Annotated in this window: 24 protein-coding genes and 1 pseudogene; 12 read left to right on the forward strand and 13 right to left on the reverse strand. The window is 68.1% G+C overall.

Features of this window, described 5'->3' with window-relative positions; translation table 11 throughout:
- Window positions 1-137: 137 nt before the first annotated feature.
- Window positions 138-1,529, forward strand: coding sequence for a sensor histidine kinase (locus HEB94_RS04950; RefSeq protein WP_192748822.1), 1,392 nt, complete (start codon window positions 138-140; stop codon window positions 1,527-1,529).
- Between the two features lie 58 nt (window positions 1,530-1,587).
- Here HEB94_RS04950 and HEB94_RS04955 read toward each other — a convergent pair whose 3' ends face one another.
- Complete coding sequence (locus HEB94_RS04955; protein ID WP_192748823.1) at window positions 1,588-3,192, reverse strand: alpha/beta hydrolase; 1,605 nt, start codon at window positions 3,190-3,192, stop codon at window positions 1,588-1,590.
- A 244-nt stretch (window positions 3,193-3,436) separates the two neighbouring features.
- On the opposite strand from HEB94_RS04955, the gene HEB94_RS04960 reads away from it, so the two are divergent.
- Window positions 3,437-3,877: a hypothetical protein gene (locus tag HEB94_RS04960; protein ID WP_192748824.1), complete on the forward strand. Its 441-nt coding sequence runs from the start codon at window positions 3,437-3,439 to the stop codon at window positions 3,875-3,877.
- Between the two features lie 139 nt (window positions 3,878-4,016).
- Here the strand turns inward: HEB94_RS04960 and HEB94_RS04965 are convergent.
- From HEB94_RS04965 to HEB94_RS04975, 3 genes and pseudogenes are all read right to left on the reverse strand, one after another.
- Window positions 4,017-5,445 (reverse strand): annotated as a pseudogene (locus HEB94_RS04965) (IS1380 family transposase).
- A gap of 238 nt (window positions 5,446-5,683) precedes the next feature.
- Window positions 5,684-6,091 carry an antitoxin YezG family protein gene (locus HEB94_RS04970; RefSeq protein ID WP_192748826.1) on the reverse strand — a complete coding sequence of 136 codons (408 nt, stop codon included), beginning with the start codon at window positions 6,089-6,091 and terminating at the stop codon, window positions 5,684-5,686.
- Between the two features lie 10 nt (window positions 6,092-6,101).
- Complete coding sequence (locus HEB94_RS04975; RefSeq protein ID WP_202896136.1) at window positions 6,102-6,629, reverse strand: DNA/RNA non-specific endonuclease; 528 nt, start codon at window positions 6,627-6,629, stop codon at window positions 6,102-6,104.
- Window positions 6,630-7,132: 503 nt separating this feature from the next.
- Between HEB94_RS04975 and HEB94_RS52255 the strand changes: the two genes are divergently transcribed.
- From HEB94_RS52255 to HEB94_RS04990, 3 genes are all read left to right on the forward strand, one after another.
- Window positions 7,133-7,576, forward strand: coding sequence for a YbaB/EbfC family nucleoid-associated protein (locus HEB94_RS52255; protein WP_192748827.1), 444 nt, complete (start codon window positions 7,133-7,135; stop codon window positions 7,574-7,576).
- A gap of 3 nt (window positions 7,577-7,579) precedes the next feature.
- Window positions 7,580-7,915 carry a WXG100 family type VII secretion target gene (locus HEB94_RS04985; RefSeq protein WP_192748828.1) on the forward strand — a complete coding sequence of 112 codons (336 nt, stop codon included), beginning with the start codon at window positions 7,580-7,582 and terminating at the stop codon, window positions 7,913-7,915.
- A gap of 61 nt (window positions 7,916-7,976) precedes the next feature.
- Window positions 7,977-8,459: a WXG100-like domain-containing protein gene (locus HEB94_RS04990; RefSeq protein ID WP_475555075.1), complete on the forward strand. Its 483-nt coding sequence runs from the start codon at window positions 7,977-7,979 to the stop codon at window positions 8,457-8,459.
- A gap of 17 nt (window positions 8,460-8,476) precedes the next feature.
- Here the strand turns inward: HEB94_RS04990 and HEB94_RS53340 are convergent, their stop codons facing one another.
- The 3 genes from HEB94_RS53340 to HEB94_RS05005 all read right to left on the reverse strand — a co-directional run bounded on the left by HEB94_RS53340 (window position 8,477) and on the right by HEB94_RS05005 (window position 12,236).
- On the reverse strand, window positions 8,477-9,700 hold the full coding sequence (locus tag HEB94_RS53340) for a histidine kinase (RefSeq protein ID WP_192748830.1): 1,224 nt from the start codon (window positions 9,698-9,700) through the stop codon (window positions 8,477-8,479).
- Between the two features lie 26 nt (window positions 9,701-9,726).
- Window positions 9,727-11,130: a cytochrome P450 gene (locus tag HEB94_RS05000; protein ID WP_192748831.1), complete on the reverse strand. Its 1,404-nt coding sequence runs from the start codon at window positions 11,128-11,130 to the stop codon at window positions 9,727-9,729.
- Between the two features lie 116 nt (window positions 11,131-11,246).
- Window positions 11,247-12,236 (reverse strand): helix-turn-helix domain-containing protein, encoded by a 990-nt coding sequence (locus HEB94_RS05005; protein ID WP_192748832.1) that lies wholly within the window; start codon window positions 12,234-12,236, stop codon window positions 11,247-11,249.
- 178 nt (window positions 12,237-12,414) lie between these two features.
- On the opposite strand from HEB94_RS05005, the gene HEB94_RS05010 reads away from it, so the two are divergent.
- Both HEB94_RS05010 and HEB94_RS52260 read left to right on the forward strand, forming a co-directional pair.
- Entirely contained in the window at window positions 12,415-13,101 is a 687-nt protein-coding gene (locus HEB94_RS05010; protein WP_192748833.1) for an alpha/beta fold hydrolase, read from the forward strand.
- Window positions 13,102-13,324: 223 nt separating this feature from the next.
- On the forward strand, window positions 13,325-15,094 hold the full coding sequence (locus HEB94_RS52260) for an inositol monophosphatase family protein (protein WP_192748834.1): 1,770 nt from the start codon (window positions 13,325-13,327) through the stop codon (window positions 15,092-15,094).
- 33 nt (window positions 15,095-15,127) lie between these two features.
- On the opposite strand, the gene HEB94_RS05020 is transcribed toward HEB94_RS52260, so the two are convergent.
- The gene (locus HEB94_RS05020; RefSeq protein WP_202896137.1) at window positions 15,128-16,882 is read right to left on the reverse strand and encodes a carboxylesterase family protein; all 1,755 of its coding nucleotides are present in this window, start codon (window positions 16,880-16,882) and stop codon (window positions 15,128-15,130) included.
- Between the two features lie 259 nt (window positions 16,883-17,141).
- Between HEB94_RS05020 and HEB94_RS05025 the strand changes: the two genes are divergently transcribed.
- The gene (locus HEB94_RS05025; protein WP_192748296.1) at window positions 17,142-18,401 is read left to right on the forward strand and encodes an IS701 family transposase; all 1,260 of its coding nucleotides are present in this window, start codon (window positions 17,142-17,144) and stop codon (window positions 18,399-18,401) included.
- Between the two features lie 386 nt (window positions 18,402-18,787).
- On the opposite strand, the gene HEB94_RS05030 is transcribed toward HEB94_RS05025, so the two are convergent.
- Window positions 18,788-20,380, reverse strand: coding sequence for an IS1380 family transposase (locus HEB94_RS05030; RefSeq protein WP_420481578.1), 1,593 nt, complete (start codon window positions 20,378-20,380; stop codon window positions 18,788-18,790).
- Window positions 20,381-20,534: 154 nt separating this feature from the next.
- Here HEB94_RS05030 and HEB94_RS50235 point away from each other — a divergent pair, with 154 nt between their 5' ends.
- Both HEB94_RS50235 and HEB94_RS05035 read left to right on the forward strand, forming a co-directional pair.
- Window positions 20,535-20,825 (forward strand): GntR family transcriptional regulator, encoded by a 291-nt coding sequence (locus tag HEB94_RS50235; protein WP_337917474.1) that lies wholly within the window; start codon window positions 20,535-20,537, stop codon window positions 20,823-20,825.
- 19 nt (window positions 20,826-20,844) lie between these two features.
- On the forward strand, window positions 20,845-21,477 hold the full coding sequence (locus HEB94_RS05035; protein ID WP_337917475.1) for a TetR/AcrR family transcriptional regulator: 633 nt from the start codon (window positions 20,845-20,847) through the stop codon (window positions 21,475-21,477).
- A 31-nt stretch (window positions 21,478-21,508) separates the two neighbouring features.
- On the opposite strand, the gene HEB94_RS50240 is transcribed toward HEB94_RS05035, so the two are convergent.
- Entirely contained in the window at window positions 21,509-21,742 is a 234-nt protein-coding gene (locus HEB94_RS50240; protein WP_202896138.1) for a GatB/YqeY domain-containing protein, read from the reverse strand.
- 19 nt (window positions 21,743-21,761) lie between these two features.
- Here HEB94_RS50240 and HEB94_RS05045 point away from each other — a divergent pair, with 19 nt between their 5' ends.
- The gene (locus HEB94_RS05045) at window positions 21,762-22,211 is read left to right on the forward strand and encodes a hypothetical protein (protein ID WP_202896139.1); all 450 of its coding nucleotides are present in this window, start codon (window positions 21,762-21,764) and stop codon (window positions 22,209-22,211) included.
- Between the two features lie 82 nt (window positions 22,212-22,293).
- Here HEB94_RS05045 and HEB94_RS05050 read toward each other — a convergent pair whose 3' ends face one another.
- Together HEB94_RS05050 and HEB94_RS05055 are read right to left on the reverse strand one after the other, a co-directional pair.
- Complete coding sequence (locus tag HEB94_RS05050; RefSeq protein ID WP_273374911.1) at window positions 22,294-22,800, reverse strand: GAF domain-containing protein; 507 nt, start codon at window positions 22,798-22,800, stop codon at window positions 22,294-22,296.
- Window positions 22,801-23,177: 377 nt separating this feature from the next.
- A complete protein-coding gene (locus HEB94_RS05055) occupies window positions 23,178-23,495 on the reverse strand; it encodes a hypothetical protein (protein WP_192748838.1) in 318 nt (105 codons plus the stop codon).
- Window positions 23,496-23,545: 50 nt separating this feature from the next.
- On the opposite strand from HEB94_RS05055, the gene HEB94_RS50245 reads away from it, so the two are divergent.
- A complete protein-coding gene (locus tag HEB94_RS50245) occupies window positions 23,546-24,277 on the forward strand; it encodes a hypothetical protein (protein WP_238361426.1) in 732 nt (243 codons plus the stop codon).
- Window positions 24,278-24,444: 167 nt separating this feature from the next.
- Here HEB94_RS50245 and HEB94_RS05065 read toward each other — a convergent pair whose 3' ends face one another.
- A complete protein-coding gene (locus HEB94_RS05065) occupies window positions 24,445-24,885 on the reverse strand; it encodes a VOC family protein (protein WP_337917476.1) in 441 nt (146 codons plus the stop codon).
- Between the last annotated feature and the right edge of the window lie 278 nt (window positions 24,886-25,163).

Consider the following 25,163-nt stretch of genomic DNA (forward strand, 5'->3'; position numbering starts at 1 on the left):
CCTCCACCTGTCCCGCGACACGTATCGGCAGCCACCACCAGCGTTCGACGACCCCCAGCCCCTGACTCTGGTCATGGGCGTGACCCTGTCTTCAGGCAGAGTCGGAGGCGCCTGCGCGACGTTACCCTCGCGTTGGCATGTATGAGCGCGCAGCGGCCCTCTGGGACCGGTTACGCAGGCCGGCGTTCCAGGATGCCGGCCTGGCTGTCGCGCTGTTGGCCAGCACGCTCGCGGTTTACGACGCCGGTGTGGTGTTGCGTAAGGTCAACGGTCTCGGTTCTGACGGGCCATGGCCGGTCCAGCTGTGGATCTGGTGGCTGGCGACCGGGATGTGCGTCGCGGCCGTGCTGGTCCGTCGCCGGTGGCCGGTTCCGGCGCTGATCGCAGCCACCGTTGCCGCGATAGCCCAGATGGCGCTGATGACGGGACCGGTGCCCGCGGACCTGGCCGCCCCTCTCGTCCTCTACATCATCGCCGCCCGGTTCCGCCGCGCGACGTCACTCGCCCTCCTGGGCATCACTGTGCTCGTGGCGGCGGGCTGGTCCCTCTACGTCGGACTCGACGGACGACCGGACGGCTGGGCCTACCACAGTCCCCTTGAGGGGCAACACAAAACTGAGGTTCGGCCCGAACCCGCCGAGCCGCCCGAGCCGGGTGCGGCCGTGAAAGTTCCCATGGACGTCCTCCCTCCGGACCCCCTCGCCCCCTCCCCTTCCCTCATCGCCAAGAAGGAGGGGACTGAGACTTTGGGTCCGACGAGCTGGGGAGGCATTCCTCTCCTCGGTCCGCTCCTGGTGGTCGGCTGGGCCATGGGGTCGGGAGTCCAAAGCCGCAGGGCGTATCTTGACGAGCTCACCGCGAGGGCACGCGACCTCGAACGCGAGCGAGACCAGCAGGCCGCGCTGGCCGCGGCCGCCGAGCGTAGTCGGATCACCCGAGAGTTGCACGACGTGGTGGCACACGGCCTCTCCGTGATCGTCATGCAGGCTCAGGGCGGTGCGGCGGCCCTCGACAAGCGGCCCACGGACACCCTCGCCGCGCTGGCCACCATCGTCGAGACCGGGCGGGCCTCCCTCGCGGACATGCGCCAGGTCCTGGCCGCTGTCGGAGCGGTCGACGGCTCTCCCCATCCCGTACCAGGCCTCAACCGCCTACCACACCTCATCGACCAGGTACGTCAGGCCGGCACCCAGGTCCAGTTGCACATCGACGGGCCACCTGGCGTGCTTCCCACCACGGTCGACCTGGCGGCGTACCGAATCGTCCAAGAGGCCCTGACCAACACCATGAAACACGCCGGCCCTGGCGCCTGCGCGCAGGTGACCCTCACCTACGGAAGCAACGACCTCCGGCTGAAGATCAGCGACAACGGCGCCACGGCGGCCGAACCGGACGGTATCGGCAGCGGACTCCGCGGCATGCGCGAGCGAGCGGAACTGCTCGGAGGAAAGCTGTTCGCCGGCCCAGGACCGCACGGCGGTTTCGTCGTACAGGCCCGACTCCCCTTCGTCGAGAGAGCGGTCGAATGAGCCGCCCTCTCGACGATCGGTCTGCGTGGTGGGAGAGTCCCACGCAAGGCGCGGCGGGTCAGCTGCTGTCCGCGCAGGAGGTGCCCGGCGGGGGCGTGAGTGCACTGACCAGGTAACGCTGCTCCTGTTCGCGCACACATGCGGAGTTGAAGTAGGCGATGTGGGCGTCGCCTTCGTAGGTGAGCACCACGCTGTCCTCGATCTGGTGTGCCACCCGCCGCGCGAGCGGGTACGGCGCGAGCGGACTGTGCCGCGTGGCGACGAGCAGGATGGGCGCGGCGCCCCGGACCCGAAGCGGATGGTCAGGCGCGGTCGACGGGTACGGCCAGCCGACGCATCCGCTGAGGTAGTCCCAGGAGTCCGAAGCGCCCTTGGTGTGGGGAGCCAGTCGTACGACGTCTCGGCGCAGCGCCTGGAACTGCTGGTATCCGCTGACCCGGTTGGGAAAGTCCAGGCATCCGACCGCACGGTAGGGGTGGTAGTACGGCGGCGCGAGGGTGTTCGCGTACCCCGGCGCGTAGACCGCCGTGTTGCCCCTACGAATCTCGTAGATGCCCTGGGCGAGATCGGACCAGCCGCCGAGGGTGGCGGGAAGGTTGCCGTTCTGCAGCGCGTACATCGAGCTGAACGAGAGTTCCTCACCGGTGATCGGGTGATCCACGCCTGGGACCGGGATCGGTTCGCGGTCGGCCTGTGCGATCAGGTCGTCCAGGGCCTTGCCGGCGTCCTCCTCGTGGAGCGCGCAACCCTCCGCCAGCCTCGGACCGGTCTCGCCGTCAGGATCGACGTACGGCGTGCGGGCGCACCAGGCCACGAACCTGCGGAACGCCTCGTCGGTGCTGCGGGCCTGGAGCCGCAGGTAGGTGGCCGCGGGCACGGTGTGGTCGAGGGGGCTGTCGATGACCATCGCGCGTACCCGGTCGGGGTAGAGGTGCGCATAGGTCTGGGCGACCAGGCTGCCGTAGGTCCAGGCGAACCAGCTCAGCTTCGACTCACCCAGTGCCGCCCGCAACGCCTCGGCGTCGCGGGCCTGGCTCTCCGCGTCGAGGTGGCCGACCAGTGCGCCGCTACCGGCGACACAGCTATCGGCGGCGGCACGATTGTGCGCCACCAGCCGGTCGTAGCCCGCCCGGTCCGTGGGGAACCGGGTCACCGCCGGATCATTGAACGGCCGCGCGCAGCCCAGCGACTGACTGTGGACGGCCGCGTCGTGCCAGCCACCGCTGAGGTCGAGTCCACCCCCGCGCGGGTCGATGCCGACAATGTCGAAGCGCTGAGCCAGCTCAGGCGCCTGCCCCAGCCCGCCTGTGGTCGGCGTGGCGACCTGGTTGACGGCCGAGACTCCCGCGCCGGGCAGGAACATCAGGGTCCCGACCTTGTTCGCCTGGTCGATGGCGGGGTGACGAGCGACGGCCAGTTCGATCTGCTGGCCCGTGGGGTCCGACCAGTCCAGGGGTACCCGGAACATCGCACACTGCGCCGCCGTGTCGATCTTCGGCCCGCACGATCCCCAGTCCAACGACTGTGCGGTGGCCTTGCTCGTCGGGGACGTCTGCGATGCCTGTGGCGCGGCGACGGCGGTCGAGGTGAACATCGCCGTTGCCAGTGCGGTGATGCCGAGCGCAGTGAAGGCGGTCCGGCCCCTGGTTCGGCGGGCGGCCATGGCCTCACGTGGCGGCGTCGATGTGGTCGATGAGCGAGGCCTGGCCAGGGCGGCACGAAGGCGTGACATGAACACGGCAGCTCTCCTTGAGTAGGCGATCTACGTATGCACGCCTTGAATGTAGGGACCGACATGGAGGAGGGCTACATGCCGCACGAACAACCAGGGGGAACCCTGGGGGATCGACCTCACCGGCCCCGGACCACGCGTCCCCGATTCATCCCCAGCACTAGGGTCTCCTCCCATGGACGAGCACCCCACCGGTGCGACGGCAACGGCCACCACACCTGCCAGCCGGACGCGGGAGCTGAGTCGATTCCTGCCGGTACTGGGACTCCTCACCGTGGTCGTCGGGCTTGCCGCCGCCAACCTGCCGACCCGGCCCCTGCCCATGTGCGAGGAGACGCTCGACCTCGCCCGGTACCAGTCGCTGAGTCATGCGCTGTGGTGGACCACCGGGGGCGCCGTGCTCGTCGCGCTCCTCGCGTTCGCCACTCTTTTCACGAAACGGCGGGCGCCGTGGATGACGCTGGTCCGGGTGGGGTTCCTGCTGGGCGTGGTGGTCCTGGTCGGGGTACAGGACCGGGCCGGCGACGAGTTCACCCAGGTCGCTGAACAGCTCTTCGACTCCCAGACCTGCGACTATCCCAACACCCTGATCGACGCACCCGACGGGTTGTTCTAAGCCTCAATCCGTGGACTCGCTGGGTTGATGGTTTTGGTTGCGGGTCGCTCGTGGTTGGTGGTGGGTGGGCAGGCGGGGCTGCTGGTCTGCCCAGCTTTCCTTTGGTCTCCGGTCGGGCCTTGGTGGCGGGTGGGTAGTTTCAGGCGACGCGTGGCGGGCCGGTTGCGGGGCGGAACACGTTGTGCCACAGGGTGTTCCACTGTTCCGCCCAGGGCCAGTGCTCGGGTAGGTGCAGGACGGGCCGGCGCTGTGGGCGGGCGATTCTGGCGGGGACGGTGACGATGTGGCGGCGAAGCGTCGCGCCGCGGGCGGTGGCGTGGCGGGGGCTGGTGAGGGTGCCGGCGGCGCGGAGCAGGTTGTGGGTGATGGCTGCGCAGATGGCCCAGGCGCTGTTGGCGGCGAACCGGCCTGAGGGTAGATGAGCCAACGGCCCGTCGATCAGGTCGGCGAACACGGTTTCGATGATCGCGTGCCGGCGGTGGGTGATGTCAGCCTGCGCGGTCGGTTCGGTGTTGTTGGTGAAGAACGGGTGATGACGCCAGACCGGGAACAGCTCCTGATCGCCGGCCTGGTCGTGGGCTTGGTCGCGGGCGCGGTCACGGACCCGGCGCACGACCAGCCGGGCGGTGACCGGGTGCTTGGTGGAGGTGAAGGCGGTGAACTCCGTCTCGGCGACCTCGGCGTCCGAAATCAACTCACCGGTGTCGGGATCGGTGACCGCGCCGGGGTAGTGCACCGGTGTCCAGGCGTCCTCGGCGATGGAGGCGATCGCGGCGGTGACTGCCGGGTTCTTGGTGAGCACGACGGAGAACCGGACCCCGGCCTTCACACACGCGGCGACCACGACGTGGTTGCCATACGCCGAATCGCCCCGCATCAGGATCTGCCCGCTGGCGCCGGCGGCGCGGGCGGTGGCGATCGCCTCGGCCACCATGCTCGCCGCGCCCTTGCCAGAGGCGGCCCGCCCGGCTCGGAGCCGGATCCCAGCCACCACCGGCGCCCCCTGGGTTGTGCTGATCGTGGTGGCCAGCGGTGACAGGCCGCGGCGCAGCACCTGCCTGCCGGCGATCTTGGTGTGCCCGAAACTCCCGCCTTGTTTGGCGTGCCCATACACCGGGCGCAGCAGTGAGTCGATGTCGATGAACACCTGATCCTCAATGCCGGGGAGCAGCCCGCTGGCCTGAACAAGACCGACCAGGTGCGCCCGGGCGACCGATGCCAGCTGCAGGGTGTGGCCGTGGGTGAACTCCCGCAGAAACTGACCCAACGTCGCCGGCGCACACACCCCGCCGAACAGCCGACGCATCCCACCGGATCGGATCACATCCAGGTCGTCGATACAGTCCGCGCCCGCAGCCATCCCCGCGACGATCGAAGTCAGCTTGCCCGCCGGGTTCACCGCCGCCGACCTGACCCTGGTCTCGGTGATCGCGACACGGCTGGAGACCAACTCCGACAGGCCCGCCCGCTCAGCCAGCGCCATCACCGGCACCAAGCACCGCACACGACACCAGATTCGGATCATCGAACACCGGCCTCGCACGCGACCACCCATACGGTAACTTCACTACCAGTGCCTTTTGGATCGGGTTGGATCAGGACTTCGACACTCCAGATTCTCCCGATCCAGAAGGCACTTTCCCTGCTACCGCGCCGAGGGCCCACTCACCCGGTCCACGGATTGAGGCTAAGACCCCCGGGCACGCAATCCCCTTCTCCTGGACGGCTCGGCCGAACGTCTGGACGCCATCCTGCACGCGAGGGCAAGGCCTGCGGAGGAACCTCGACCGTGTGTCGGGTGGAGAGCTACTGGGGCGGGTTCGGCAGCCAGGCGGGGATCAGGTCCGGATCACGTGGGAACTTCGCCAGGTCGTCGCGCCAGGCCTGGTCCGAGGGCCACAACCGGAACGCGGGCCGCCCCTCGTAGTCGAAATCCACGCTGAAGCGCCCGGCATCGTCCAAACGGAAGACGGCGGTGTACCACGCACCCTTGCCGGGCTCGTACAGCAACGCGCGCAGGGCGGCGAAGTAGTCGTCGACCTCGTCGGGGAGCGCGAACTGGACCTCCTCACCGGTGGCGTCGGTGTAGGTGCAGGTGAACTCGGACGCACGATTGATCATGGAGCAAACGACCTCCGTCGCCACCCAGTCCGACGGCAACGAGTCGGCGAGGGCCTGACCGATGGACTGGTACAACTCGTCCTGCTCCGGCATTAGCTACCTTTCACGCGTTGGGGATGGTCCTTCGGACCCTCTGGATCACGAGCTTCCCGTTCTCGTCGACGGACCGAATAGTGTAAGAGATCTCGAACTCGTGTGGGCGATGTGTCGAATCGTTTGGATACTTCGGCACGACCTTGACGTACACATCCTTGTCGGCCTCCAGCGCGTCCGCCCAGTCTTTCTCCATCGCCTGCCAGTCGCCGCCGCTGTTCTGCCGGGCGGCCTGGGGCACCATGTTGAGGCCCTCGCCGGCGCCACCGAACTGCGTACCGAAGAGATGCCCGCCCGCGTCGTTGTCGCGAGGGTTCGGGTTCTGGTAGATCCGGTCACCGCCTCCGGAGTAGACCTGCTGCGCCTTGTTGCGGTGCCCCGTGCGCAGGATGAGCTCGCCTTCCGCGTGGACGACCCGCCCCTCGAGTCGGTCTGGTAGACGTAGTTGCTCTGGGTGTCCCGGTTGTTGACGTGGTAGGTGGTGTCCGGTTTCCAGTTCGGTTCTGTGTACGGCGCGGCCTTGGCCGTCCGCTTCCACTTACGCTTGGGAAGGCTCGTCTCGTCGAGAGCGCGGCTCATCTCGTCGTTCCAGCCGCGCGCGTGACTGCCGGCCGACACGGTTCGAACTCGTCTGCCGGTCATCTTCTCCAGGCGCTTGGCCACGATCCTCGCGAGCCGGGTGCGCTCCACCCAGCCCCCGTGCCTGCCCGCCGCCCCCCGCGTCATGGCTCCCCTCCTGCGCTCCGTGAACGTCGACGAGCGTCCGCTCGATGTGCTGGGAGATCTCGCCTACCGGTGATCTGGTGCAGGCGGCGACGACGGCCGTGGCGATGCTGGTTGTGCAACGCGTCCGGAGCCGCACCTCGTCTTCTCGGTGGCGACACGATGATCTCCTCCCCGTTTGCATGTAAGTTACGACAGGGAGAGGCAGATCGGCGAAACTTTGTCTACAGACGGCGGGCAACCAGTTGGAGAACGCTGTCGTTCGCGGTTGAAGTCGCGAGCGAGGCCCTGAGTTCTCGACGTCCGGGGAGGGCGGCAGTGACCGATGTCAGCGCGAACGACTTCGACCGGCTGTTCAACGACGCGCTGACGGCGTTGCGGCCCCTAGCCGACCAGGACCCGACCGCCGAGCGGGACCCGACCGTCGAGCAGGACCGAACCGACGAACCGATCCGGGGAGTCGGAGAGGCCATGGACGGCTTCGTCCGGGTCACCGCCACGCCCGGCGGGCAGCTCGAGCGGGTCGAGCTCAACCCGCGGGTCATGCGCTCGGACTCCGAGTCCCTCGCCCAGGCATTCGTGGCGGCCTCCAACGCCGCGCTGGCCGATCTGCAGCAAAAGATCAGCGCAACCCTCCCACCGCTGGCCGACCAGCAGCAGCTACTTGAACGCCTCCAGGAGTTCCAGAGCCAGTCGGTGTCCCAGATGCAGCGCTACCTCAAGGCAATCACCGACGTCCAGGACCGGATCGACAGGGACTGAGTGATGGCAGGCGACGACGTCGAGGTCGGCTGGGAGAAGATCCGTGCCGCGGCCGGCGATGTGGACGGGGTGGCCCAGGACCTGGGTCGGGAGCTACAGGCGCTGCAGTCCGAGATCGCGACCTTCGTGGACGGCTTCGGTGGCGACGATCTCGGCATGCTCATGGGTGGCACCCACGAGGTGATCTCGCAGTTCACCATCGACAAGCTCTCCGAGCTGCTCGAGGACCTCATGTCCCATTCCAAAGCCCTGGACGGCGTCTCGGCGACCTACCGCGACAACGAGGAGGGCGGCCGACAGATGTTCGACCAACTGGGTGACGGGGTCGAGGCCGTCTAGGACGGCAACGACCAGTTGGTGCGCGTCCGAGACCCGTCTGAAGGAGAGACACACGGTGGGAATGCAGCTGCCGGGCGAACTCGTCACGGTCCTCGGCTTCCTCGGCGTCGACTGGCCCGAAGGCGACGAGGAGAAGATCTTCAAGGGCGGCAACACCTGGATCAACTTCGCCACTCGCCTCCAACACGTCTCCGGTAACGCCCTCACGGCCGCCGACAAGGTGTCGACGGGCCACAAGGGCCCGACCGTCGAGGCCTTCCAGAAGATGTGGGAGAAGTACGGCGGCAACAAGAACCTCGACATCGCCGCCGCTGCGGGGACCGGCTTCAGCGTCGGCCTGTTCGTCTACGCCGCCGTCGTCCTCGTCCTCAAGATCAACGCGATGATCCAGCTGGTGATCCTCGCGATCCAGATCGCGCAGGCGATCGCCACCGCGGCGGTGACCTTCGGCGCCAGCCTGCTGGAGATCCCGATCTTCCGGCAGATCGCCAAGACCATCATCGAGAACCTCATCTGGATGGCGATCGGCGAGATCATCGGCTGATCGCCGAAGCCTCGAGCTTATGAGGCCGCTCCGCCGTTCACTGGCAGGGCCGCGAGGACCTCGAACCCGCCCACCGCTCGTGATCCGGTGCGCAGGGTTCCTCCGTTCAACGTGACGCGTTCGCGCATGCCGACCAGGCCGTGGCCCAGCCGGTCCGGGAGGACGGCCCGCGCTGTGACCATGGATCGCTTCCGGTTGCCGTCGTCGGTGACGCCGACGACGACTGCCTCGGGTTCGTAGCGCAGCAGGACGGCGGCTCGGGTGGGGCCGGCGTGCTTGAGGGTGTTGGTCAGTGATTCCTGGACCACCCGGTAGATGGCCAGGTCGAGGCTGGAGGGTAGTGGCCGGGGTTCGCCGACCACGGTGAGTTCCACCTCCAGGCCGGCTTCGCGGGCGCGGTCGAGCAGTGGGGCGAGTTCGGCGACACCGGCCTGGGGTGAGAGTTGCCCGGCTGACTGGGTGTCGCTCTGGTCGACGCTGCGTAGGGCTCCGACGATGCGGCGCATCTCGTCGAGTGCGGCCCGCCCGGTCTCCTCGACAGCCTGCATGGCCTCGACGCTGCGCTCGGGCACCCGAGGGAGCATCCGTCGGGCGGCGGCGGCCTGGACGGTCATGACGCTGACGTGGTGGGCGACCACGTCGTGGAGTTCGCGGGCCATCCGGGCACGCTCCTCCGCGAGGGCGGCGCGGACCTCGGCGGATGCCGCGCGTTCCAGGCGCGCCGCGCGGTCCTCCAGATCGCCGAGGTAGAGCCGGCGGGCGCGGACCGTGCGAGCGAAGCTCCACACCCCGAGGTAGAGGACCACCTGCGCGCCGACGCTGAAGTAGTCGAAGCTCAGGTCAACCGCGGAGAACATGTCCAGTTTGACTGCGAGGTAGGCCAGCGACCCGGCCAGAGTGGCCAGCGTGACGAGCAGGCCACGCACCACCGTGCTGTGCACGCCCACGGTGTAGATCATGAGCATGGTCGTCCCCGAGCCGACGAGGCTGCTGAAGTCCCAGAAGGCGAGCCCCATGAAGGCCCCGATGGCGACCACCGAGACGGTCACCGGATAGCGCCGGCGCACGGCGATCGGTGCCGTGGTCAGCACGGCCAGGACGACGCCCCAGACGTTCGGCGCGCGGAACACCGCACCGTAGTAATCGGTGGACAGGCCTGCGACGCTGGCCACGGTCAGCAGGGCCGCGAAGACACCATCGACCAGGTCGAGGTGGGATCGCAGCCACGCCTTCACACTCACGCCGTATCGCACCGTTGACCCACGTCCTACCTGGCGGTGAGGCGACAGCGGAGCGGACCGGTCGCCTGGAGCGTGATGCCCTGGGAGAGCGCTACGTCGGTGTCGATCGCGGCGAGTTCGTATGCCTGCAAGACGATGGACAGGGCCAGGACGGACTCGAGCATCGAGAAGTGCTGTCCGATGCAGGCGCGCGGACCACCGCCGAACGGGAACCAGGCGTACCTCGGCCGGGCCGCCTCCGCCTCCGGCGAGAAGCGCTCGGGGTCGAAGCGCTCGGGATCCTCCCAGTAGTCCGGGTGCCGGTGGGTGACCCAGGGGCTGACGAACACGTTCGCGCCCGCGGGAACGCGGTAGCCATCGACCTCGGTGTCGGCGACCGCCCGTCGACCGATTGCCGGCGCGGCGGGGTAGAGCCGCATGGCTTCCTTGAGGACCTTCGTGACGTACGGAAGCGCGTCGATGTCCTTCGCGCCCGGTCGTCGTGTCCCCAACACGCGGTCCACCTCCTCCCGGGCAGTGCGCTGTGCATCCGGATGGCGCGCGAGGAGGTGAAGCGCGAATGCCACCGACGTGGCGGTGGTCTCGTGGCCGGCAAGGAGGAAGATGAGCACCTGGTCGCGGACTTCGCTGGCGGAGAGCCGGTCGCCGTCGGCGTCGCTCGCGTCCGCCAACAGGCCGAGGAGGTCGGCAACCCCGTCCCTGCCGGCAGTACCGGCGCCCGGCCGGTCGTCGCCGTGATCGTCCTGGGCGCGCGGGTGCAGGCGGCGCCGCTCAATGATCTCGTCGCACAGGTCGTACAGCTCGCGTCGGGCCGCCGCGGCCCGCCGGTTGCCGGGTGTCGGCCAGTGCCGTGGGAGGGTCACCGGAGCGAATCCGCGCTGCCGGGTGTAGTCGTCGATCAGCGGGAAGTTGCGTCGTACGACCTCGACGGCTGCCTCCACGTCAGCGCCGAACAGGATGCGGGAGACGGTCCGCAGGGTCAGGCCGGTCGATTCCACGAGCAGGTCGATGACCTGGTCGGGTGCGTTGTGCCAACGCTGGACCGCGGCGGTCGCCTCGTCGCACATGGTTGCGGCGTAGGTGTCGACCCGGCGGCGGGTGAACAGTGGCTGGACGAGCCGCCGCTGCCGGAGGTAGTCGGCGTCCTGGCTGGTGAGCAGGCCGTCGCCGACCGATTCGCGGACCTCGAGGTAGAACTTGTTGTCCTTGCGGAAGTTCGCCGACTCGGTGGCCAGGACCTGCTGGGTGCCCTCGGCGGAGAACACGCCGTAGAGCTCGACTCGGAACCCGGGCGGTCCGGCCACGAAACGTACGACGTCGCCGTGCTCCCGCTGAGCCCGCAGGAAGGCGTTCAGCGAGTCTCGTTGCAGGTCGAGCAGCGATCCGATCACGGGAAGCCCAGCTGCGGACGGTGCGAGCACGGCAGTCATGCGTCCTCCGTGATGTGGTCCGGAGAGTTACTGGGGACCTTGCTGCCGTCCAGTATCCAGCCGGCGTACGACCTCGGCCAGGTCGATGCCGACGTGCAGGCGTTGGCCGCTCCCCGTCAACGACCGTCCCGGGAGGCCATGGGAGGGGACCGGAGATCAGCTCGGCGTCGTAGGTCGCTCGGAGTGCTTCCGTAGGCCGCCTTGAAGGTGCGGTTGAAGCCGCTGAGGTCGCCGAAGCCGCAGCCATGCGCGATCTCGGCGACGCTGCGGTGAGCGAGCCGTGGGTCGAGCAGTTCTTGTCGTGCACACCGCAGTCGCAGATCGCGCAGGTAGAGGGTGACGGTCTGATGTTCGGCCTCGAACAGCTTGTGGAGGTAACGCGTCGAGATGCGGACGGCCGCTGCGATGTCGTCGGGCGTCAGGCCGGCGTAGCGGAAGTGCGTTTCGATGTGCCCCTTGATGCGATCGAGCATGGTGCGATGCCGCGCGTCGGCGTACTCGGCCTTGACGGAGGTGGCGAACAGCGAGATCGCAAGGTCGGTCGTATGCGCGAGGATGCGCTCCGACTGGCCCTCGGGAATTTCGGATGCATGGCGGGTGAGATCCAGAACGAGCCGTGCCACCACACCCGACAGGCCGGTCTGCCCAGAATGTCGCCGCGCGCTCATGGCTCGCCGCTCTGAGTCGGTGAGGCTGACTGTGTCGCTAGGGATCGACAGGACCGTGACAGCCCAGGAGTCGGTGAACGTCCACGTGAACGGTCGCGAGTTCTCGTAAACAACCAGGTCGCCGGGGCTGAGCTGTGCGAGCCGCCCCTCTTGCTCCAGCGAGGCGGCACCTTTGGTCAGGATCGCCGCCTGGAAGAACATGGCATCCGCTTGCCGGATCTGTCGCGGCGTCCTCCGGTGCACGTGAGGAGTGGCCTCCAACTCGGCGAACAGCAGCCGCCCGCGCCGTGTCGCGCTCAGCTGGGCGGCTGGTTCCAATCCGTGACCGGTCCACCGCTCGAGCTGAACCGCGGCGAAGGTGTCGGCGAGCACGTGATGCCAGAAAGCCTCTCGCTCGGACCGTTCGACCGTGTCGGTGCTGACAACTTCCTCCCCCAACGCCCCTCCTCGACGAGCCCAGTAGACCACCACGTTCGACCCGCCACGTCTGAAGGGTGTGCGCTGTGATCCGCAATGTGTGCGCCTTCATCCGCGACTCACACCGGCGCTCGCGCAGATGCTGACGGCAACAGGTCGTCAGTGCGCGGACGTCGCACTCCTGTGACGAGGAGTCACCATGAGCAGTCCAACGGTTGTGCTGGTGCACGGCGGTTTCGTCGACGGGTCGGGGTGGCGAGGTGTCTATGACCGGCTCCGCTCCCAGGGACACCGCGTCGCGGTCGTCCAGAACCCCACCGTTTCCCTCGAGGGCGACGTCGCAGCGACGACGCAGGTCCTCGACGACATCGAGGGGCGTGTGCTCCTGGTGGGTCACTCGTACGGCGGCGTGGTGATCACCGAGACCGGGAGCGACCCCCGGGTCGCCGGACTCGTCTACATCGCGGCGTTCGCCCCGGACAAGGGCGAGTCGGTGAACACCCTCATCGCCGACCCGCCGCCCGGGGCACCGGTCCCGCCGATCCTGCCGCCGCGGAACGGCTACCTGTTCCTGGACCGCGACAAGTTCCACGGCTCCTTCGCCGGCGACCTGTCCGCCGACGAGGCAGCCTTCATGGCCGACTCTCAGGTTCCGTGGGGGGTCGGTGCACTCGACGGCAAGGTGACCGAGCCTGCCTGGCGATTCAAGCCGAGCTGGTACCTCGTCGCCAGCGAGGACCGGATGATCCCTCCACCGGCACAGCGGGCCATGGCCGAGCGGACCGGCGCCACAGTCCGCGAGATCGCCGGCAGCCACTCGGTCTACATCTCCCAGCCCGACGCGGTCGCCGACCTCATCCACACCGCCGTCCAGTCCCTGATCTGACCACGACGCTGGACTTCACACTGGCCGAGCTCGCCTTCACTCCGCTCGAGGCTGCCGACGCCGCGGCGGCCTCGTGCGCTGACCCTTCGGGTCGGTGTCGGGCTTGCGTGGCGGCGTCGGCGTCCGGCGTTGGCCTTCTACGGTGCGGACATCGCTGCCCTGACCGCGTCGGCGCCGCTAGCTTCGATCCTGGATCCGCCTCGGTGGCCGGTCCGTCGAGGAGGTGCTCGCGATTTCAGCGTCGATCGATGCCGGAGTGGTGGCCGCGCTCGGGCTGGACGGCCCGGACGCCGAACCGATCGCCGGCGGACGCGTCAGCAAGGTCTGGCGGGCCTACCGGGACGGCGCGCCGGTCGCGGTGCGTCAGTCGCCGCCCTTCCGCCGCCTACCTGAGGTCGCCTACGAGTGCGACCTCCTGGTGACCCTCGCCAAGGTGGGCGCACCCGTCGCGGCCATCCTCGCGGGACCGACGCTGGTGGACGGCTCGATCTGGGTGGCGTTCTCCTGGGTCGACGGCGCACACCCGGTCGTCCCGGTCCACAACCCGGCCAGCTACGGCCGTCTCCTCGCCGAACTCCACGACCACACCACAGCGCCGGTGACTCAGCTCGGGCAACGACCGGGCTGGGGACGCCTCGATGAGTTCCTCACCCTGCCGCGCCCCGGCGGCGGCACGATGGCGGAGGTTCTGCCGGACTTCGCCCAAGCCTTCGGTACGGCGGGCGCGTGGCTGCGGCAGATGGCCGAGGACGTCCACGGACGCCTGACCGCAGCGGCGATCGAGTCGTTCCCGCAGGTCGTCGCCCACGGCGACTTCGCTCCGGGCCAGGTGCTGATGCGCGAGGACAGCGTCGGCGCGGTCCTCGACTGGGACTTCGCCCACCAGGACCTGCGGCTGGCCGACGTCGCGATCGCCGCGTCGATGGCGCGGCCCACCGTCGCCCGGGCGGCAGAGTTCGTACGCGGCTACTTCGACGTAGCGGGCACCGACATCGGCGACCTCGACCTGCTCGCGGATCTACGCCGCGCGTTCCACCTGACCAACCTCGGCAACTACCTCTGCGCACGCTTTGCCCACGGAGCCGACATCACACCGCAGGTGAAGATGCTCACCGAACGCCTCGAACGCGAGCAGTGGTGGGGCCCGACGCTGGTCGCCGCGGCGCACGAGGCCGCCGGTACCCGGTCCACGCACGCGAACCCGCCGAGCAGCCCACCGGTCACCCGCGCATCGTCCGACCTAGAGGTGGCCCACGCCCTCGCCGACCGCGCGGCGGTGGTCGCACAGCACTACTTCGAGCGCGGGGTCACCACCCAGACCAAGGCGGACGCGAGCCCGGTCACCGAGGCGGACCGAGCGGTGGAGCAGCTCCTGCGGGACGCACTCGCCGAACTGCGGCCCGACGACGGGGTGCTCGGCGAGGAGTTCGGCGGCGACGGAACCGCCGACCGAATCTGGATCCTCGACCCGATCGACGGGACGGGCGCGTTCGCCCGCGGTGAACCGCACTGGCGGATCCAGATCGCCCTCGACAGCGGCGGCGAGATCGTCGTGGCCATCGTCGACGCGCCGGCGTTGGACGTCCGCTGGTGGGCGGCGACCGGCACCGGCACCCACGAACGCGTGGTCGGCGGGCCCGACCAACGTCTACGCGTCTCGGAGACGGCGAGCATCGACGACGCGCTCGTCGCCGCTCACCCCTGGCCAGTCGGGCGCCGGCTACCGGCCGGAATCCGGCAACCAGCCCCGACGCCACTCCCCCTCGTCGAGCTCATCCGCGGCGAACTCGACGCCTACCTCGTGCAGTGCTGCCACACCTGGGACCACGCACCCTGGATCCTGCTCGTCCAGGAGGCTGGTGGCTCCTTCACCGACCACAGCGGCGGGACCGCTCCGGACCAGCGCGGTGGGCTGTACTCCAACGGCCGGATCCACCACGAGCTGCTCGGCGGCCTGACACCGCCGCTCACGCCCAGGGAGACCGTTCAATAACCTCGCTCACCCGGCCCTTGGATGCGGGGTGCTTCAGCGGCCGAGCGTGGCCCAGAAGTCGTAGTGGTGGTCTCGGGCGAGGTCGGTACGCCGGATCCCGCCGTTGCCCGGTGCCAGCGACTGGACGTACCGTGACCGGCTGTCGAACCGTGGCCAGGCCGGTGTCTTCGCACTGTTCGGGTTGCCGGTGTGGGCGAACCTCGCCCAGTACTCGATCATCTGGCCCGACAGGCGCCGCTGACCGGCGTCCAGCGGGTCGGCGTACCCGACGGTGAAGAGCGTCTCCGGCTCCCCTGCGAAGAACGGTGCCTTCGGGTCGGCGAACTCATACGCGTAGGTCGCCACGTCCCGGGCGAAGAGGGCGTCGGCGTCCAGGGCGGGTCGGACGTACTCGTAGTCGGTCATCGCCGCGGCCAGCGCCTCACTGGCGGACCCGTATTCCTCGACCGGATAGCGCGCCGCCACGGCGTTGGCCCGGTCGCCGAAGACGGCCCGGAGCTGCTCGGTGTACTGCGCGTCGGTGAGGGGGCAGGGCTCAGGCTCAGGTCCTGCTTGCTCGTCCGGGCAGTTCATGCCGGTCCGCTCCATGCCCCACAGTTGCGCGCGATATTCGTCGTGGGTGGTGCCGATCATGACGGGTACCTTGTGGATCCTTCCGGTGGCGAGGGCCCGAGCCGGGTCGACCGGGAGGACGGACCCGCCCGTGACCGGGCCCGGGTTGAAACCCTGTCCAGGAAAGCCCGCGGCGGCGATCAGGGTCGCGGCCGACTTCTTCCGCAGGCATGCGGCTGTCACCGCCGGGTCAGGGTCGGTGCACCCGAGTTTCGCCGCGAGTGCAAGGCCTTCCTGCTCGGCTGTGTCGTAGGCCGGTGTGGGTGCGGTGCAGGAGTTGCTCTGCATGATCGCGCGGTCGAACAGTCCGGCCGAGCCCGGCGCGGCGAGGTGCGCGCAGACGCTGGTGGCGCCGGCGGACTGGCCGAAGAGGGTGACGTTGTTCGGGTCACCTCCGAAGGCGGCGGCGTTTCGCCGGACCCAGCGCAGCGCCGCCTGCTGGTCCTCCAGACCGAAGTTGCCCGACGTGTGCTCGCCGGCACCCACGCCGGCACCCGTGTCGGCACCTGCGTCGCCGTCGCCGTCGGCGTCGAGCGCGGGGTGGGCCAGGAAACCCAGCGGTCCCAACCGGTAGTTCATCGACACCACGATGACGTCGCCACCGGTCGCGAGTGCTCCACCGCCGTACACGTCGCCTTGTCCGAAGGTGAAGTGGCCCCCGTGGATCCAGACCATCACCGGCAGCTTCCCCTTGCCGATCTCCTTGACCCGCTTGGGACCTGGCGTGGTCACGTTGAGATACAGGCAGTCCTCGGCCTCACTCGGGTGGTCCGTCGGAAGGCCCTGCAACTGTGCGCACCCGGGGCCAGGCGCCGTCGCGTCCCGGGTACCTGACCAGGGCTCGACCGGCGTCGGAGACCGCCACCGCAGCACGCCCTCCGGCGGCGCGGCGTAGGGCACACCCAGGAACGACCGGTGGTCGGCTGCCACCACGCCACGGACCGCTCCACTGTCGGTCCGGACCACGGCGGGATCCCTCCGCTCGCTCCCCACCTTGAGCCGACCGGCCGCGACCTTCTCGCTGGGCTCGCCGAAGGCGACACTGCTCGTCCCGCAGGCGCCGACGCCCACCACCGCGGTAGCTGCCGCGATGGCTGCGAGGATTCGCGTACTTCGCCGTCGGGGCGGCGCCGGCACGGGATGGCGGGCTGTGGTGGGGGAAGCGATCGGGTTCACTGGACTCCTCCATCGCGATGGGAGCTCGATGGACGTCGTACCTGGAACGCGTACGCCGTACATCCGCTCGCGGACGGGGTAACCGTGCACCCGCGACGACGAGTTCGGCCAGCGCGTACTAGTTCACCGCAGCGCCCATCGGAAGCATCACAGCTCTGGCCGCGACAACAGACGAGCGGATACGGTAGTGCGCCCTAGTAGTACTTTGTTAGGTGTGTCGTTTCGTGTTCTGTGGTTGATGTTCTGACATGGTCGGTGCATGACTCCTGATCAGATAGCGGAGTTGCGGCCGAGGCTTGGCGAGTTCGCAGCCGACATGCTGGGTTGTCTTGCGCGTTCGGATCAGCGTGCCACGGGTGAGTTGTATCTGCGTGGCCTGTTGACTGATGGTCGGCGTAAGTCGATGCAGCCGATGGCGGAGCGGCTGGGTGTGGATCATCAGCGGTTGCAGCAGTTCGTCACCTCCTCGACATGGGATTTCACCGCGGTGCGGCGCAGGTTGAGCTCGTGGGCTGCGCAGGCGATTGGGCCGCGGGCATACGTGATCGACGACACCGGATTCCCCAAGGACGGGCCTGCCTCGGCGTGTGTGGCCTGGCAGTATTCCGGGACGTTGGGCAAGACCGCCAACTGCCAGATCGGGGTGAGTGTTCACGCGGTCAACGACACCTGCTCGGCGGCGGTCGACTGGCGGTTGTTCTGCCCGGAAAGCTGGGACGACAAGGCCTGTGATGATCCCGAGCAGGCCGAGAAGGTCCGCCGGAAGCGAGCCGAATCCAAAGTCCCTGACGACGTGAGGCATGTCGAGAAGTGGCGGCTCGCGCTGGACATGCTTGATGAGCAGACCGAATGGGGGTCGCCGAGGCTTCCCGTCGTTGCCGATGCCGGATATGGGGATTGCACCAGGTTCCGGCTCGGCGTGGAAGAACGTGGCCTGGACTATGTGGTCGCACTCAAAGCCGGCACCAGCGCCCACCCCGGCGAAGCGGAGCCGGTGAGACCGCCACGTAACGGTGGTCGTGGCAGACGTCCCAAGCCCCACTACCCGAAGCCGGCATCGAGTCTGCGCGAGATCGCCATGGCGGCCGGCCGCGATGCCTACCAGGAGGTGGCGTGGCGGCAGGGGACCAGAAAAACGAAAGGTAATCCGAGTGCTGCCATGACCTCGAAGTTCGCGGTGTTCGTGGTACGTCCGGCCAACCGCGACATCCCTCGCGCAGACGATGGGACCTTGCCGGCGAAGCTGCTGCTGGTCGAATGGCCCGATGAGGCGAACGAGCCTACCGACTACTGGCTTTCTAACCTGCCTGCCGACACACCGATCGATCAGCTCGTCGACCTGGCAAAGATCCGGTGGCGGATCGAACATGACTACCGCGAACTGAAAACCGGGCTCGGACTCGACCACTTCGAAGGACGCTCCTGGACCGGCTGGAACCGCCACGTCACACTCGTCGCGATCGCCCAAGCTTTCTGCACCATGGTCAGACTCGACCCAAAACAGGATGCGCCGGCCTGAGCTTGTACGCAGTCGTACACGAGCTACAAATCGTGCTCGCCCTCATCGCCGGCGCATGCCCCACCTGCCGACAAGAAGTCACCATCGACCACATCGAAGCACTCGCCCCACCATGATCGACATGACAAAGTCCTACTAGTGCACTAGTCCTCAAATAAGCGAGTCGGCTCGATGGCGGTGGCCGAAGGCGATTTGATCATGTCGGCTGTCGTGTCGGGCATGTCGGTGGGACGTCTGAGGGTGTCGGTGGGGGGTCGGAGTGGCCTGGTCGGGGGCTGTGTGGGGGTGTTCGGCGCCGGTTTTTGGTGTCTGGGCAGGCGTGGTCGCCGCCGGTGGTGGTCGGCGGTGTGAGGCGCTGTCGGGCCGGGGGTGGGGGTTGGGGTGGGTCAGCCGAAGCGGGTTCGTTCGGTGGTGTTCCAGGCGCTGAAGAGCCGGTCCAGGGCGGGGTTGTAGCCGATGAGTCGGATGGTGATGGCGCGGGCTCGGCGGGTCACCATGGCGGGGATGAGGATGATGGTGTTGAAGAAGCGCCGGAATTCCATGCGGATGTAGTCGCGGCGGTCAGCTTTGCGGTGCATCATCATCGCGAACCAGGACTTGATGTTCCAGGCGAGCGCGGCGATGACCATGTAGGCCCAGTTGGAGACCAGGTCGTGCAGCGGCACCCGCAGTGCGCCGACGCCGGACTTGAGGCTTGCGATGATGTTCTCCTGGTCGCAGCGCTGGTTGGCGCAGGCCACGACCTGTTCGGCGCTCAGGTCGGTGCGGGTGGTGATGTAGAAGAAGTAGCGGACCTCATCGATGAGCACCTGCTCACCGCGGCTGCGGCTGATGTTCTTGCGCAGCGCGACCACCCGGTAGGAGCGGTCGCACTTGCCGGGCTGGTAGTCAAAGCAGGCGACGTCTTCGTAGTTGAGCTCCAGGTTGAGGTAGCCGCGTTCGGCCACGATGGCCTGCTTGTGGTTGTCCCGGCGAGCCCGGATCTGGCCGGCGGCGTTCTGGGCGGTGGCGTTCTGGGCGGCGGCGTTCTGGCCGGCGGCGTTCTGGGCGGTGGCGTTCTGGGCGGTGGCGTTCTGGGCGGTGGCGTCTCGATGCAGCCGGGTCCAGCAGGTCTCGGCCAGCGCCTCGGCGCGGGTTCGTAGCGCGTGGTTGTTGTCCATGCCGAAGACGAAGTCGACCCGGGCCGCCCAGCGGTCGAAGTGGGCGGTCAGGGAGAAGTCGGTGTCACCGCGCAGACACACCCGTGGTGCGTGCGGTTGCACGAGGTCGATGGCCTTGTCGATCCAGGTCGCCGCGTCCTGGTGGCTGGGGGCGTTGCCGGGCCGGTTGACCAGGTAGAGCACTTCCTTGGTGTTGGCCAGCGACACGATCAGCGGCGCATACCCCCAGATCCGGTTGTAGGACATGTCCATGCCGGCCTTACGGCGCCCGGAGGTGGGGACGATCGTGCCATCGGCGTCGATGTAGGCGAGTGGGCCGAGCAGATCGCCTCCCCGACCCGCCCACAACTGTGGGCGGACCGCGTTGATCGCTTCCATCAACTCCACCACATCGGTCTCGGCGAAGCGGCGGCAGAAGTCCCCGGCCGTGGTGGGGTCTGGGATCAGGTCCGCGCCCAACGCGTTCATGTAGGCGGTGTCGTGCCGGAGTCGTTCGATGTCTTCCAGGCGGGTGCCGCCACACATCACGTTGTAGGTCAGGTTCAGCACATGGTCGGACTCGTGGTAGGGCAGGTGCACCTTCAACAGGTGCAGACCCTCGTTGATCTGGTCAACCAGGCCCAGCTTGGTCACCAGCCGGTGCACCGCGGCGATCCCGCCGAAACAAGTCGCGTCGAGGTTCCCACCGACCTCATAGGACACAGTCCCCGAGCCCAGCATCGGGGACGGCTGTTCGCCCCAGTGCCCCGCCAACCCGTGACGCGCCGCAACCCGGCGTCGTCGACGCGCCGCGTTCCGCCGACTCTGAACATGCGATATCTTCTTCACCACAAAGGCCTTTTCTTGCCGGACTGCGTTGTGAGCGCTAACCCAGCAAGATAAGGCCTTTGCCTATGAAAACGGCCATCCAGCCCAGCCGACACGCTTGGTCAAGGACTAGTGCGCACTACCACCACGAAAGGAAGGCGAGACCGTGGCCCAACCGGTGGCGAACACCGATCCGCCCTCCGTGCGGATCCTCACCGAGATCCGCCGCCGCATCGCCACGGGCGAGCTCCGTGCGGGCGACCGGGTCCCCTCGACCCGGCAGATCACCCAGCAGTGGGGCGTCGCGATGGCGACCGCCACGAAGGTGTTGACCGCTTTACGCGAGGAGGGCCTCGTTCGCGTGGTGCCCGGTGTCGGCACCGTGGTGGACGCGGCGGCCGGTCCCTCGCATCGGCGCACCCCCCCGCCGTCGCGATGGCGAGGGTTCCGAACGTGAGCTGTCCGTCCCTCGCATCGTGGCTACGGCAACCAGCATCGCCGACACCGAAGGGCTCGCGGCGGTGACGATGCGGCGGCTGGCAACCGAGCTCGACGTGGCCACGATGTCGATCTACCGCCACGTCCGCAGCAAGGACCAACTGGTGTTCCTGATGGCCGACGCCGCGTTCGGAGAGGACGTACTCCCAGCCGATCCGCCGCACGGTTGGCGCGCCCAGCTCGAACTCGTCTGCCGCGTCCAGTGGACGAGCTACCGCAGGCACCCGTGGCTCGCGCACATCGTCTCGCTCACCCGTCCCCTGCTGTCGGTCAACGCCCTGGCACACACCGAGTGGACCATGAGAGCACTCGACGGTCTCGGCCTCGACCCGGCCACCCAGCTGCACATGGCGACCACGGTGGCCAACTACGTTCGAGGTACGGCGACGAACCTCGAACGCGAGGCCCAGGCCGAGCAGGACACCGGAATCACCGACGACGAATGGATGCGGGCGAGGGGGCCGGCCCTCACCGAGATGCTCGCCGCGGGCGCCTTCCCGATCATGTCCAGCGTCGCCGGGCGGTCCAACGTCAACCTCGATCTCGGCTCCCTGTTCGAGTTCGGCCTTGCGCGGTTGCTCGACGGTTTTGCCGCTGTGATGCCGAAGTGACAGCGAGGTAGGCGCCCCAACCGCGAGGTCGTCAGGGAGTCGGTCTCAGGTGGCGGCTCAGCACCTCGGCCTCGGAGCGCAGTCGCTCGGCGGCGTCGCCGCGGCCGAGTCGCTCGTACTCCGCGGCCGCGGCCGTGCGCTCCCGTACCTCGTTCTCGATGATCGCCCGTACGTCAGCGTCGGTGAGCTGACGACGCTGCGCCTCTGCCGCTCCCACACCGATCGCCGCTCCCGCGACGTGTTCGTTCCCCGCGGCGCTGTCCACCCGTGACACCGTCCGCGCGGTGGTCGACGGGGACGGCCTCGGCGTTGTCGATCGCCGCCAGGGCGGAGCGGAGTGCCGTGATGGCGACGCGGTCGCGGGCCTTGATGGCCGCGGTCAGGTCGTCACGGAGGCTGGCGCGCATGTCGAGATTCCAATTCGAGTAGAAAACGTGGCTTTGGAGCCGCTGCACCGGCCGACCGACGGTAACAGCACGGCCCTGCCCCGGGCCTCTCCTTTTGTGCCCCAACGCACCGGCCAGCGGGCGAGCTGGCTGCACCCCGTGCGCTGCGCACTCCTCGTCCATGACCATCCGCAGACGATCGAGGACGAGTCGATCAAGCAGGGCGACCCGTTTCCGCAATGTGGTTGGAAGTGGCAGCTCCACCAGCTCTGGGGTACGTGTTGGCACCTGCGCCGGGCAGCCCGAACGGCGCTTCCAGAACCGGTGGGCGTCCTGTTACTTCGGTGATGACCCCGCTTGCCGCTTCGCGTAGCCGCCTCGCGTCGTTGCCGCAGTGGTCGCGCAGCCGGTCGAATGCCCTGGGCGCATCTCAGCGGTGCTGAGCCATCAGGGTGCCCATGGCCTGCTCGACAAGCGCCCGGGTGATGACAGCTCGCTCCACCCCTTCATAGACCTCGGCTTCGCTGGCGGTGCGTAGCCAAAGAGCGAGCCCCCTGGTGGCATCTCGCGCGCACGACTCTGCGCGGTGCACGTCGGCCACCGCGAACGCGTTCGGCCGCTCGCTGTAGAGATTGAGGGCTCCCACCGAGCGCCGGTCCACACCCTGCAGAGGAACGCTCAGAATCGAGTGGATGCCAGCCTCACGCACATGGTCGCGGTAACGCTCCCAACGCTTCAGCGCATCGTCGTCACCCGCGTTGACGACCACCCCGCTCGACATCGCCTCCAGGCACGGTCCTTCGCCATCGTCGTACTGCTGCTGGTCAGCCAACCTCGCACGCTCATCGCTGACGCAGACTGTCACCGGCCATCCGCCGTGCTGGAGCGAGGTGACCCACACCAAGCCGGCGGGTCCACGATCGTGGCCGCCATCCATGCCACTCGGTCGAGATAGGACTCCAGACTGGGAGGGCCGATAAGGAGTGACTGCATCGTCGCGAAAATCTCAGACTCACCCAAATCTGCCAACTTTCCCCTTCCGGAAAAAGATTGCGCAAGTTTGCTTACTGGCAACTAACTGAACCGCTCCACGCTAGCTCTGGCCGTCACCCTCTGGCGCGAGGCTTTTACGGATCTGCGCGGTTCGCGGCGTCAATCGGCATCCGAAGACGCCAGCCCTCCCTGGCCCCGCTCGCTCGTTCCGGCCCAGGTGGGGGGAGCAGCGCGGTACACGTTCGGGGCGAGCCACCCCTGCTCGCCGGCCTCGCCCCGGGGAAGTGGAAGGGGACTGCGGTCTCGTCCGACTGCTGCTCCTCAAGCCCGTTGGACCACTAGCAGGTCACTGGCCTCGTTCGTCTCATAGCCATGCGGACCCGCGGCCGCCGCAAGGTAACGGTTGAAGGGCTCGACATGAGCGACGGGATCGAAGTCTTCAGGGAAAGGCGAAGCTTTCATGTAAAAGACCAGCGACTCCAGATCGCAGAACCACGCGCGGAGGTTGACTTGTCCCTTCGCGACCACCCGACAGTTCAGCGCCTCAAAGCTCGCGGCGTAGGCGCGCGTGGCGACAGCGCCACCGTGCAGCGGGTCGGTAAGAAGTAGGCTGCCCGCCGCCTCGACGGCCGCGAGCACAACGACATGCCCCCACACAACGTGGACAAGAATGGAGTGAAGGCAACCGCATGACAGAGCAGAACACGGCCCGGCCATCAGACGACGTCGCCTCCGTCGACGGGCAGAAGTACGACGACCCGAACGAGGACACAACCGGCCTGGCCAAGAAGATGGCAGTGCACCACGCCGCCCGTGCGACGGCGTACCACGCGATCCTCAACGACCCAGACATCACTGCGCGAAGCGAGGTGTCCCGCGAGGCCGCCTCGCTGCTCCCGCTCGAGACAGAACTCGCCACTGTGTGGGCGGCCCTCGCCGGCGGCTGGTCCGGCTTCGAGGGCAAGAGCGCACCCGACCACGACGAGATGGCGGCCAGCATCGCCTTCTACCTGACCAACCGTGACGACATGTCCGCCATGTCCGCGTGGGTTCTCGACTGGGCGGGGATTCCCGAGACCCGCATCAAGGCGTACACGCCCGAGTCCAAGAAGCCGCGCATCGCAGTCCTGTGCGGCTCCACACGGTTCCGCGAGGAGTTCAGGAAGGTCAACGAGGACCTGACCAAGCTCAAGATGATCGTCGTCGCGCCGGCAGTGTTCGCCGACGACGGGGACGAGATCAGCGACGAGCTGAAGGCCGAGCTGGGTGAGCTCCACCTCCACAAGATCGACCTGGCCGACGAGGTGTACGTCATCAACCCCGGCGGCTACATCGGCGAATCGACCGCCCGCGAGATCGCGTACGCCGAGAAGGCCGGCAAGCGCATCTTCTACCCGTACAGCCCGCTCACCTTCGCCTGACACGGGGGACACATGGAGATCCAGAAGGACGCGAGGAGCCGCGACGACATCGTCGCAGGCGTCCTCAAGAGCTACGAGAACAAACGCTGGACCCCCCGATCCGACTGTGTCGCTGGTTGGCTGGGAGCCCACCTGCTCGAGGCGGAAGCTACTGTCGGCTGGGGCCGTCAGCTGAGCTGCTCGGCCAACGCGACGATGATCCCCTCGGGGCCGCGGACGTAGCAGAGCCGGTAGATGTCCTGGTACTGCTCCACCTCTCCAACGAGTTCCGCACCGCGAGCTCGCAGGCCGGCGACCGTGGCGTCGATGTCGTCGACGGCGAACATGATGCTCCGGAGGCCCAGAGTGTTCCCCAGTGCGTTCTTCGGCTCAGCGCTGACCGCCGCCGGGGAGTGGAACTTCGTCAGCTCGAGCCGGCCGTGGCCGTCCGGGGTCCGCACCATCGCGATGTTGACTCGGACGCCGTCGAGTGCGTTGACACGGTCCACCCAGGGTCCCTCGATCGGCGCCTCGCCCTCCAGCTCCATGCCGAGTTCGACAAAGAACGCGATGGCAGCCTCAAGGTCGTCGACGACGACGCTCACGTGGTGCATCTGCTGGATCGTCACGGTGGTTCTCCTTCTTCATCGCGGCCTGTCGTGGCCACTGGTGTAGCTGGGACGGAGCCGACACCACATTCTCGACACCCGGAAGCGTGCTGAATTCTGGGGACCTGCATCTGGCCGTCACCGCTCTGGGCGTCCACAGCGCCGAACGGCCTGGAGGTGCTGGAGATCCGTGAGCTGCCGGTACCAGCGGTTCGAGAGGGCTGGAGCCTGGTGCGGGTGAAGGGCGGGCCTGCGGGGACGGGTGAAGGGCGGGCCTGCGGGGACGCCGCCGCAAGCCG

The sequence above is a fragment of the Actinopolymorpha pittospori genome, from assembly GCF_014873875.1.
GTDB classification, from domain to species: domain Bacteria; phylum Actinomycetota; class Actinomycetes; order Propionibacteriales; family Actinopolymorphaceae; genus Actinopolymorpha; species Actinopolymorpha pittospori.